The 12,629-nt window shown below is 36.2% G+C and carries 8 protein-coding genes; all 8 read right to left on the bottom strand.

The genetic code is table 11. The annotated features are described in order from the left end of the window. Positions 1-792: 792 nt before the first annotated feature. Positions 793-2,070, bottom strand: a complete 1,278-nt coding sequence (locus A8B35_RS04155) for a glycoside hydrolase 5 family protein (protein WP_083634303.1) — start codon at positions 2,068-2,070, stop codon at positions 793-795. Positions 2,071-2,116: 46 nt separating this feature from the next. Beyond that, a complete protein-coding gene (locus tag A8B35_RS04150; protein ID WP_075602136.1) occupies positions 2,117-3,343 on the bottom strand; it encodes an AGE family epimerase/isomerase in 1,227 nt (408 codons plus the stop codon). A gap of 81 nt (positions 3,344-3,424) precedes the next feature. Beyond that, positions 3,425-5,206, bottom strand: coding sequence for an arylsulfatase (locus A8B35_RS04145; RefSeq protein ID WP_083634302.1), 1,782 nt, complete (start codon positions 5,204-5,206; stop codon positions 3,425-3,427). A gap of 380 nt (positions 5,207-5,586) precedes the next feature. After that, the gene (locus A8B35_RS04140; protein WP_075602135.1) at positions 5,587-6,960 is read right to left on the bottom strand and encodes an MFS transporter; all 1,374 of its coding nucleotides are present in this window, start codon (positions 6,958-6,960) and stop codon (positions 5,587-5,589) included. 125 nt (positions 6,961-7,085) lie between these two features. Next, complete coding sequence (locus A8B35_RS04135) at positions 7,086-8,291, bottom strand: AGE family epimerase/isomerase (RefSeq protein ID WP_075602134.1); 1,206 nt, start codon at positions 8,289-8,291, stop codon at positions 7,086-7,088. A gap of 27 nt (positions 8,292-8,318) precedes the next feature. Beyond that, a complete protein-coding gene (locus A8B35_RS04130) occupies positions 8,319-9,512 on the bottom strand; it encodes a glycoside hydrolase family 130 protein (RefSeq protein WP_075602161.1) in 1,194 nt (397 codons plus the stop codon). 24 nt (positions 9,513-9,536) lie between these two features. Further along, a complete protein-coding gene (locus A8B35_RS04125; RefSeq protein ID WP_075602133.1) occupies positions 9,537-10,640 on the bottom strand; it encodes a glycoside hydrolase family 26 protein in 1,104 nt (367 codons plus the stop codon). Continuing rightward, entirely contained in the window at positions 10,640-12,595 is a 1,956-nt protein-coding gene (locus A8B35_RS04120; protein WP_075602132.1) for a glycosyl hydrolase, read from the bottom strand. The genes A8B35_RS04125 and A8B35_RS04120 overlap by 1 nt, the downstream gene beginning before the upstream one ends. Positions 12,596-12,629 lie beyond the last annotated feature (34 nt).

The raw sequence follows: 12,629 nt of genomic DNA, 5'->3' as shown, positions 1-12,629 counted from the left end.
ATTGCAATTGACTATCGCTAAATAGTTTCAATCACTTTCAATATGTCGTTTTTGTTACTCCGAGCTCTTCGTTAAAAGCGGCTGCAAAGATAACTGATTTAATTTCTTAATTCCAAATGTTCCTGAAAATAATTTTAAATCTTTTTTTTGACACCTAAAAACCGCTTATATAAAGGGTTTTTAATCCATTCTTCATCGCTCAAAATGTCCGTTGTAATCGTGCTTTGCGTTCAAAGCGGGTGCAAAAGTGAGGACTTTAATTTACAATTCCTAATGCTACATTAAAGTTTTTTGAGGAGGAGTAAGAAGATAATAACTAAAGAATAGTTTATCAATGTTTTAAGTCGAAAAAGTTTTTTTTCTCTTTTTTTAACCTCAGAAAAAACAACGCTTACATAGTATAGAGAATGATACACTATACTATATAAGAACTAGGTTGTGTCTTACTCTGTATAATTTCATATTTAACTCATATCAAACACAGATCAAACTCACGTTGACGTGAGTTTGATCTGTGTTTAATATGGCTTTTATTTGTGTTTTTACCAAAGCCGACTCCTCGTAGTATACTTTGTGGTTTTTACAGAACGTATACGAAGAGATGCGTTAATGATTGGAGCGGCATCCTTTGTGAGCCCGTTATGGCGAAACAAAGATATAGCGGAAAGCATGACCCGAGAAAAGGGATTTGTGCTGATAATAGAATAGTATTAGGAGGGGAACGCCCATAAAATCCTTAGTAAGCCCATCCGTATTTTATGCATGACGAGCTTGGTTCTATTGATAAATCATTTACTTTATTCTGTTTCTGTACGCTTTAATTACATTCAAAGTGGTTGTATCTGTATTATATACACCATACCACCCCTGGCGCTCATGAGGAGGATCGCCCAAAAGAACATCGCCTTTTTGCCAAAATTGACCTGGACGAGGCGGACGAGCCTCCCCAGAGTAGCTCCAAAAATTGAATCCTTTGACCGGTTCATTATTTTCAATTGAACTGGCAATTTTATTAAATAAGTAATCAAAATATTTATTCCTCCACACTGTAGTGGCGCTTGGTGAGTAGGATGAACTATCGCGGGCAATACCGAACTCTTCGAGAACAATGGGCTTATTTAACCTATGGGCCGCCTCAACATGATCACTCCAATACTGATCAACCTTTTTTAGCGTTTCATTAAATCGACGTTCACCATCGCTCGGTTTAAACCATCCCCAGTTCTGTGCCCAAATGTGCATAGTGATGTAATCGATATTTGGATTATCATTATCTAACAGTACATTTATTCCAGCCGTTTTTCCGGAGGTATTCCCCTCGGTACCTAAACAAACCAAGTGATTTTTATCTAATTGCTTGATAAATGCTGAAGTTCGTTGCGTCCACTCACGATAGGCATGCGGTTCTTTATATCCGCGTGGTTCGTTCGCCAATTGCCACGCCATAATGGTTGGGTCATTTTTATATATAGTACCCGAAATTGAGTTTTTACGATGAATGACATTCCTTATATGATTATTCATCATATCCTGCGCTTCTGCATTAAAATAAAACTGTGTTGTATAATCGGTAAATTGCTCCCATGTATTTTCCCCTTTTTGAGGGTAAGGAACTTCGCCTTGATTGCACCATTTTAAATACTGAGGAAAACCGCCACTCCAAGTCCAGAAATTACCTAAAACCATAACTGCTTTCATATTACGCTTACTCATCTCTGTTAATAAAAAATCGAGCCCCTGCCATAAGTCATCATTATAAATCCCTGGAGCTGTTTGGAGTGCAGGATGAATAGCAAACTTCATTGAGGAATCAGCCTCACTTGCTGCAATAACCCTAAGATTAGTTACTCCAATTTCTTGCAACTGATCTAATTCTCTTATCAAACGCTTTTGGTCACCTGATTGAGGCGCTCCAATATTCATACCCTGCCAATAATTGGCTCCCATAAATACATAGGGTTGATCGCCTAAGTAAAACGATGCATCTTTAACACGAATAAAATCATTCTCGTGATGCTTTTGACAAGCCAAAAACATGAAGCTTGCAATTATTATTAGTATATATTTCATTTTAATTGTATTTAATGGAATTATAAGAACTATTATTTTCACTCAATCAACTTGCCTCCAATAAGAACCGAAGCATTTCAATATGGTGATAAACTGATTTTCCTTTTTGGCCTTTATTTTCATTCACAGGATTACCATTGGCATCTATATTAAATATTTCTCCTCCGTATTGAGTATCTATAAAATTTGAATAGTAAAACTGTAGCAATTGATTTAATTCTGCTTTGTATTTATCGCCACAAAGAGTGAGCGCTATGATGGCTTCACAATGCTGCCACCATGTTCTATTATCATCTAAACCTTTATTAGTATGAGGATTAAAGCCGGCGTAAAAGCCATGTTCGATCAACTGATTTTTCCAAATATTCTTTTGTACCGTTTCTGCAATTACTTTTTCTCCCAGTTTTTGATAGTTAAACCTAGTACTATCTTTCAAAAAAGACCATTCACCTGCCCTTAACATTAAAGCTGCGAACTGAAAGTTATGCCCTGCTGTGACAAATGCACTTGCTGAATCTGTATCAATTGGATTCCAATCGTCATCAAACTTTACATTAACCCAAGAGGTAGAACTGTTCCAAACCTTTTGATATGCAATTGATAAATGTTCTTCTAAGATAGACTCATATTCATTTCTATTATACACATCTGCTTCTCTTAAGTTTATTAGATAGGCCGTTAAAGGGTACATTAAAGATTGGATTGTTTTGGTTCCTGAAATTGCCTCTCCATTAAATTGAACCTCTCCAAAAAAACCTCCATTTATCGAGTCTCTAAATCGTTTAACTAATGACTTATGATACGTACGCAACTTACTTAACAACAATGTATCATTGGTTTGACGATACAATTCGGTTAAGCCACATAAACCATATGCCTGCTGCCAGATATCTAATTTATTTGGGATTTCTTTAGCACCAGTAGGAAATTCTGGTTTAAAATAGCTTACTCCCGATTCTTCACCAATCATATTATTCAATTGAAATTGCGATATAGACAGGGCTCTATCAATATTCTCTGGATAATAATGAGCTGAGAACGCCAAACCGTAAATCAAACGACTTAGGGCAACTGTATATATTTTGGAAGATATTACCTGACCCTTAAAATCTATTTCAGAATAATAAGTCATTTTACTTCCATCATAAGCTTTATCAAAAAACGACAAGCTACGAGCCATATCTTCTTTAAAGAAAGCTTGCGTGAATTTCTGCTCACTGGTGCACGAAATCAGCAATACGGCAACTATTAAAACTAGGAATATATTCTTCATTTGTATTATATTACAATTCTATGAGATCTGATTTATAATCAATTTAAAAGTTGGTTGGGAATAAATTTTTATGAATACTATTTAATCGAGCTTTTTTAAATACAAGCCCTTTAATTCCACCGATTGATTCCCTATCATTTTTAAGGTCTCTACCTTTAATATTTTTTCCCCTTTAGATAAGAACACATTGCCCACTACAGTTTTTTTCCAATTGGTTTCAGGAGCCTCCTGTTCTCTTACAACCCTATCGTGATTATGAAATTGGCTATGCACAAAAGACTCTCCCACTCTAAAATTGAACTGTTCTTCTCCAATTTTAAAACGTAGCTCTGTGCCAATATTTTCGGGAGCCAAAGCATATTCCATTTGAATCTCGTAATTGGCGTCATCTACCACTTTTATATTCCATTGCGCAAAAGCATCAGTACTTGTCCAGAAATCAATCCAGTCGTGCGCCCATCCATATAAACTATGATAAGCTATACCCGTATGCTTCCTGTTTTTTCGAGCCTCAAACAAAGGATATAAGGTAGCTTCATGAGCTGGCAAATAACTTATGGGATACTCAGAATAACCAATAGGAATAGACTTTACATCAGTAACTGGAGGTGCTACTGCCTTATACCATTTATTGTAGGCTGTGCGCAAGGAATCGTAAACATTAGGAAACTGAGTACTAATATCGTCCTTTTGAGAAGGATCAAGCCTTATGTTAAAAAGAGCATCATTTACCATTAAATACGGATCGGCCAAAACTCTTTCCTTTCCAAAAAACTCGTTGTATAACATTCGCTTAGGAAATATAGTATCCCCTTTCAGTAGGCTAGCAAAACTAATTCCATCAATTGGCTTTGAGTAATCATAATCAAGCCCTATTAATTCTAACAAGGTTGGCAATACATCAATGTGTCCCAATGGAGTATCTACATAAGTTTCTGGTTTAATTTTACCTGGCCATTTGACGATAAACGGAACTCTTGTTCCTCCCTCATCAACCATCCCCTTTTTTCCTTTAAGGTTCTGGTTAAACCTAAAGTTTAATGGTCCATTATCAGACAAATATATTACTATAGTATTCTCATCTATTTGTAACTCCTCTAACTTTTTAAGAATTCGTCCTACATTATCATCCACATTCTCACACATGCCATAAATAGCTGCATTAAAGTCATCCAGTCCCTTATTTTTATATTTATCGAAATATTCATCAGGAACCTGAAGTGGTGTATGTGGTGTTTGGTATGGTAAATAGCAGAAAAAAGGTTGCTGCTTTGCTTTACTATCTTCCATAAATTGCATAGCCTCATCAGTAAAAACATCTACTAAATAACCTTGTGTTTTAAAGGGCTTCCCATTTTTTTCAATCGTGGTATCAAAATAATTACTCCAATGCCCAGAAGTAAAACCAACAAAATTATCAAAGCCTCTGCCTAAAGGGTGATATGGATAATGTGCTCCGTTATGCCACTTACCAAAAACACCCGTAACATAACCTAAGTCGCTAAAAATATTAGCCATAGTTATTTCATCCAGGCGCATATCTTCTCTGCCTCTGGTTACTCCAGTAACTCCGGTGCGCTGATGATAACGCCCTGTTAATAAACTAGCTCGTGTGGGTGCACAAACCGGACTTACATAAAAATGAGAAGCAAAAGCACCACTTTTAGCCAATTGGTCGATGACAGGTGTTTCTAAATAGGTATTATTCGTCATTGACAAATCACCATATGCCTGATCATCAGTCATTATTAATAAAATATTCGGTTGATTTATTTTCTCCGAACTCTTATTAGATACACATGAGAAACATAAAACAGCTACCATTAACAATAACCATTCTTTATATAAATTATTAAACTTCATAAACTACTTTTTATCTTTCCTTACTTAGAAGTTGTTTAAAGTTGTATTGAAAATCTGCGAGTAACACCTTGATTTCATTGGCTTCAGCTAATTTTTATTCCGTAGCTACGGCTATGCAATAAAAAATTGAGCTTTGCCACTGATAATCAATTTATCACTCTCGAAATTCCCCTACAACCTCAAACAACTTCTTATTGTACCAATCAACATCCTTGTACCCGCCATCAAAATTTCCTTTGGTAAATATGCGTATTCCTTTAAAAGACATTCTTATTAAGATCTAAAAAAACTCGACCCTGTAAATAAGGCGTTTTATTTGCCTTCATAAACAAGGACAAAGAGAAAGAGAGAATAAATAATATTACTTTTTTCATCGATTATTATTTTCTTCGTTCCACTAACTTAGTGGTAATATCAAGCATACGCTTATCGGTTAACTTATATGCAAACAATATTAGTCCGGATAAGGCAGCGGTTATACCCGGATAAATACTTATCATCAACCTGATACCTTCTAAGGATTGTGGTGTTTGATCTGCGTTGGCTTCAAAACCATAGGATGATAATATATAAAGAGGAAGAACTCCACCTGCCATGAGGCCTAACTTTTGCGACATTGAAGATGATGAAAAAAGTAAGCCTGTTGCTCTTCGCCCAGTTTTCCATTCAGAATAATCGGCAATATCAGCATACATTGACCAAACTAAGGGCAATACAATTCCTGCACTAATCCCTGTAATGAAGTTTAGCACAAATATTAAAATCACTTCCTGTGGATTTAACCAATACATTAAAACACTTAACAATGCCGAAATAAACATAGCGACAATAAAGGTCATTTTTTTACCCAAAATATTAGATACAGGAATTGCTAAAAGCACACCGAGCATATTTGCTACTAACCAAATGGTCATATAAGCACCTGACAATTTCCCCCAGGCTACATCGCCAAAAATGGGTAAAATTTGATCTTGCACAAAGTACTTAAAATAGTACATGATACTTGACTCTCGGAAAGTAAGGAACACCAACATTAACACTCCTGCGCCAAGCATAATAAACCACTGGCTGTTTTTAATCAAATCCTTAAGATCGCGCATAACCGAACTTTTTTCCTTTAGCGCTTCTACTCGCTCCTTGGTCCATAAGTAGGTCATGATAAAAAAGAAGGCCGCAACAACTGCATAAATAATTACCATGTATTGATAACTTTTGGCATCGGTAGCCCCACTATTTTTAAAGAAATCGAGAATATACGGAGCAGAAGCTGTCATAGCGATTCCGCCCGTATACGCACCAATAAATCGAAAGGAAGCAAGAGATGTTCTTTCTTTCGGGTTATCTGTCATCACAGCCATTAAGGAACCATAAGGAACATTGATAGCTGTGTATACCATCATCATTAAAGTATAAGTTACATAAGCATATAGCAGTTTCCCTGAAGGACCAAAATCGGGCACTGAAAAAGTAAGCACCCCAATTAAACCGAACGGAATAGCCACCCACAATAAATAGGGTCGGAATTTACCCATTGCGGTGGAGGTTCTATCGGAAATAATTCCCATGAGCGGATCATTCAATCCATCCCAAAGGCGAACCATGATGAACATTAAAGCCACTGATTCTGGAGATAATTCAACAACATCGGTATAAAAAAAGGTTAAGTACATTGCAAAAATTTTCCAAAACATGGACGATGCAAAATCACCAAAACCATAAGCTACTTTCTCCTTTAATCCAATTCCTTCAGTCATTCCTTCAATTTTATTTAATTCAATTAACTAATTGATTATTGAGCTTTTCAATTTACTTAAAACCTTACAATAGTTATTTTATCAATACAACTCTATTTTCGAATAATTGTAAACACCTAGCTGAACTACAGATCACTCCCCTGCTTATTAATTCGTTCGAATAGCTCAATCAAAGCCCTTGTATTATGGTAAGGACATTTCCAAAAGCCAACTTTATCTTCATTTTCGTTGGGCAAACCTTTTTCATCTACACTCCAATACCATTCTCCATATTCTAGATCCATCAAATTAGTTTTAATAAACTCCCAAACTTTAAAAATATGATCCTGATAAATTTGCTTTGGCTCAATTTCCCAAGCATCATACAATCCTACCATTGCCTCTGCCTGTGGCCACCAATGCTTTTCTGTATCTAAATCCCCGTTGTCCTTTTCGTAAAAAACAGATCCGTCACTATCTGTACCTTCTTTTATAGTAATATCTACTAAACGCAATGCCGTTTTCTGAATATCATTTATTAGGTTCTCATCTTTTATTTCTTGTGCTGCCTCGTGCAAAAGCCAGGCACCCTCTATGTCGTGCCCATAAGAAACTGCGGTGGACTGAACCGACCAATCCATACTAAAGAATAAATTAAAGTGTCCCGACTCTGGATCAACAATATTATTTTCAAACAGGCCTAATAAATTTACAATACGTTCTTTAAGTTTTTTGTTTGGCCAAATGCGGTACAGATTTGTATATGGTTCGAGAATATGCAAATGCGTATTCATCGACTTTGGGGTATTATCATCCTTAACACTTAAACGCATATCTTCCAACACAGACCAACTTTTATCAAAAGCCTCTATATAACCTCCAAATTTTTCATCCCTGCACCGCTCTTCAATCAGAACAAAAGTTTTGCAGGCATAACTCAAACTCTCCTCATCACCTGTTGCCCTATAGTATTCTGACAATGCATAAACACCAAAACCCTGTGCGTAGGTTTGCTTTCGTTCATTTAAGGGCAAACCAGAATTAGTTACTGACCAAATAAAACCGCCATATTCTGTATCCCAGAAATACTTCATTAGATATTCATAAGCTTTTTTAGCAATCTCTTTATATTTTGTCAACTGAGTAACTCGATACGCCGAAGAGAAAGTCCATAATATTCTAGCGTTAAGAACCATTCCCTTCTCAGAATCCCAATCTTTTACTCCGCCATTTTTAATACGCCCTATAAAACCACCATTTTTAAAATCAATCGCTTCATGAGACCAATAATCGAGCAAACGGGTTAGTTCGTTCTCTAGCTCTGTTTTTAGTTTTTGCAAATTATTAATCATAGACCAATCTTTTAGAAACTTTTATATTTATGTATCTAATAATGACATATGCTCCTTATTGGCATCTATCAAATTATTGATGGTTTCAACAGACAAGTGTGAGTGTAATTGATCTTGAGGAGAATTCACACAATAATCTACCAACTGATAAATTGTTGAAGTTGCTACATGCATTCGGGTATCAGAAGAAGCATAATAGATAAACACCTTACCATCTTCATCAGCAATCCAGCCATTTGAGAATGTAACATTAGAAACATCGCCTACACGCTCTTCTTTTAAGGGTGCTATAAAATGCCCGTGTGGTTTATGTGTAACCACCCATGGCTTTTCTAAATCAGTCATAAACATATACAAGGTATAGCGCAATCCGGCAGCTGTATTACGAACCCCATGTGCCAATTGCAACCAACCTTTTTCTGTTTTGATTGGCGCTGGACCTAATCCATTTTTTACTTCATAAATAGTATGGTAAGTTTTGGCATCAACAATCACCTCTTCTTTTACTTCTGGGTTTTCAATGGTATCTGATAAGCCGAAGCCAACTCCACCACCTTTACCTGTATCAATAAAACCATCTTGCGGACGCGTATAAAAAGCATATTTCCCATCAATTAAATGAGGGAACAATACCACATTACGCTGTTGCCCGCTGGTAGAAATTAAATCGGGTAAACGTTCCCAAGTAATTAAATCTTTAGTACGTGCAATTCCCGCTTCGGCAACAGCACTTGAAGTATCCCCATCAGGAGCATTCTTATCTTTTTTCTCAGTACAGAAAACACCATAAATCCAACCATCATCATGCTGCGTTAAACGCATATCATACACATTGGTATCTGGCTCTTCGTTTTGAGGTAGTGTTATTGGTTTATCCCAAAATTTGAAATTATCAATCCCGTTAGGACTTTCTGCTATGGCAAAAAAAGATTTACGATCGTTACCTTCAACGCGCACAGCTAATATATACTTACCATTAAGCTTGATAGCTCCGGCATTAAACGCGGCATTAAACCCAATTCGCTCCATAAAAAATGGATTGGTTTCTTCATTTAAGTCAAACCGCCAATGTAATGGAATATGATCGCGTGTAAGTATCGGATTTTTATGTCGACAAAAAATACCATTAACACTATAGAGAGCCTCATTTTCTTTAGTAATTAATGCTTTATGTTCTTGCTTTGCCTTTGCTAATCTTTCTGTAAATATTTTATTACTCATAACTTTTATATCTAAAAATGTCACTTATTTTATTTGCTTAAAATCATTCAATAGTAGGATATGCTCTTGACTCAAAAAAGCCTTAGCATCAAATGCTGCCGCATGGCCTGGATAGGGAAAGAAAAAATGCACCTTAGGATCATTACGCCAAACCATAGCATAACTTAAGTTCTCTTTTACCTTGATATCATTTAATACATAAGCTAGCTTTTTACTGTACCATGTAGAATCAGTCACATTACTTAAACCCGTTTCCGTGAGTGCTGATAGTTTTCCATTTTTGTTTGCTAAATCAATCACAATATGAAGTTTAGTAAGCGCATCCTCAACATTGCCATTTGCTTTGAAATCGCCGTAATTATCCATACCAAGTATATCCACAATATCATCGCCGGGATACCATTTTAAATACTCATCTGTAGTGCTGAATTTGTTATCAGGAGAATAGGCAATAACCATTTGCGGCAAATTAAAATTATCGGATAGGTATTCTACTGAAAAACGAAATAAATGCTTAAACTCATCTGCCGTACAAGCCTTTACTCCCCACCAAAACCAAGTACCATCCATTTCGTGCCATGGTCGAAAAATGAAAGGAATGACATTTCCATCCTCATCTTTTAAGGAGCTTAAAAATTCACCTACTTTATTCAATTGCTTTTTAAATTCAGCATGATGCGAACCTCCGGGAAGAATATGCTTTACCACAATAGCATCGCCATTCCAAGAGCTAATACTATCAATAGGAGAAAATGGATGCCAACTGAAAGTATTGATACCACCTTGCTGATGCCCCCAAATAGCAAGCTTTTTCATCGATTCAAAATAAACCGTATCTAAATTAAAGGCATGATCTAATTCTATACCGCCTAACTCCCATCCGAACATGGCAGGATAATCGCCAGCAACCAATTTTACATCAGACTCACCAAACTCATCGTACCAAGTCATTCCATAGGCTAAATCGTCCTGATGCCCGAATAAAATTCCCTTGCCCTTAACAGACTCCAAGTCGGAAATAATCTCAGTTTGATTTTGCGATTGTGCATTTTCTGTAGATCCACAGCCCACTATACTCATTAGCATGAGAGCTACAACTCCACAATTAGTGTACTTTCTTAATTTCATTATTGATAGATATTTAAACTATTTACCTCACTCATAAATAAGCAGATACTACTGTTTTTAAATTGAATAAAGTTATCTTTTGCATTTTGCGGACTATTTGCATCTGGAATAAAAAGATCGCTCTGACTAGAAGCCCATGGCGCATTAAACCAAGCTAAAGCCCATGCCACGCGCACTTCTCTGCCACCTTGCTCTATAGCAGCTAGTATTACGTCGTTCCAGAAACCTGGCGCATTATTAATAAAGTTATTGCGATAACCAGTTTCTGCAAGCACAGCTACTTTGCCATGATCCGCGGCGAATTTTGAAAGACCGATAAGCTTTCCTTTTAAGTCGCCAACGTTGGGCTCATAAATATCAAAACCAACCACGTCTACATAATCATCGCCCGGATAATAAGCCTCTTGAACTTCTGAATTTGGAGACCAAGCAAATAATACCAAGTTTGTCCTCGCTTTTATATAGTTGACGGCATATTTATAGAAATCATTATATAGAGCAGCACTATGATTTGTTGCTTTGCTACCCCACCAAAACCAATCTCCATCCATCTCATGAAATAACCTAAAAACTACTGGGAAATTTAAATCTGTATTTATTGTTGTGATGATTTCATCCAACTCAGCGTTAAACCATGGTCGTGCTTCATTTAAATCATTAACCACATCGTACATAAGGCTTTTATCCTCTGCATTGGTGATATCTTTCATATATATTTTACGATCATTCTTACTTTGCTGATGAAAATCGAATGTGACAACTGCACCATTATTATAGGCCGCTTTTGCTTCGTTGATATGCAGCTGCTTTTGCTCAGCAGTTTTGTACATCATGTAATGCGGATCAATACCAAATACTCCTGGATGATCACCTGAAACATCCTTACAATCGGAAGTTCTTAAATCTGTTCGTAATCCATTTAACTTAAACGACATTGGAAATTCTTGACCAAAAGCAAACTTATCAGAAATAGAAAGTGTTGCCAGATTAGCCAATAAATTCTTAGTTTCCTGAGTAGCATCGGCATCTATTGGAAGATAGGTTCCTGCCTCTTTAATATCAACAACAATATCGTCGCTCGAACTTGCTCCTTCACTATCAGTCACTGTCAGTGTTACATTATGCGTTCCTTTTGCTAAACTAGTTTCAATGGCTACATCATTAGGAAAGCCACCTTGTCCGTTAATTGTCCACTCATATTTAACAATAGCTCCTTCCTCATCGCTCGATTGAGAACCGTTTAATTTTATTACAGCTTCGTTTTCTGTTGTATTTAAAATTATAAACTGATTCTCTCCTGCATTAGCTATAGGAGCCTGATTCTCTTTTAATGTGATGGTTACTAAGTAGTCTATCACAGTACCATCTTGTTCTTTTATGGTATAGGTTAAAGGTGATGTAAAATTGTTCTGAGTAGTTTCAGATACTTGCTCAACATCATTTACATACAATTGGGCATTTTCTGTTACTTCAAACTTTGCAGTCAACATTGACAAATCAGCACCACTTGGTAATTCTGCACTGATAGATTTATCTTTTATTAGATAGGTTTCGTTAGGAAACTCAATAAAGGAATAAGAAACAATAGCTGCTTCTTTATAGATGGCAACCTTATAATCTGATTTTGAACCATCCTCTGCTCTTACCGTATAGGTAAGTGGATTTGAAAAATCATTTGTATTATATCCTGATGTTTGAGGAGTTGAACCTATAAACATTGTTGCCTTGGGCGAAATCTCAAACTTTGCAACCAAAGCTGCTAAATCATCCTCAGGAGTGGCTTTTGCTACCCAATTTCCATCTGCAGTTTCTGTAAAACTATAGGATTGGTCAACTATTGAGAAACCAAGCAACTCAGACAAGTTACTTTTGGGTGTATCCTCTTTTTTTTCACACGAAAACAAGAAAATTACGAAGCTTAGTAAGATTGAGAATAAAAAACTATTTCGCATCATGATATTTGTGATTTTAATTAAGGCAAGCCAGAAA

Source organism: Saccharicrinis aurantiacus, from assembly GCF_001660705.2.
In the GTDB taxonomy this organism is placed as follows: Bacteria; Bacteroidota; Bacteroidia; order Bacteroidales; family Marinilabiliaceae; genus Saccharicrinis; species Saccharicrinis aurantiacus.
The sequence above is the reverse complement of the archived record's forward strand: the minus strand, read 5'-3'. Positions and strand labels throughout refer to the sequence as shown.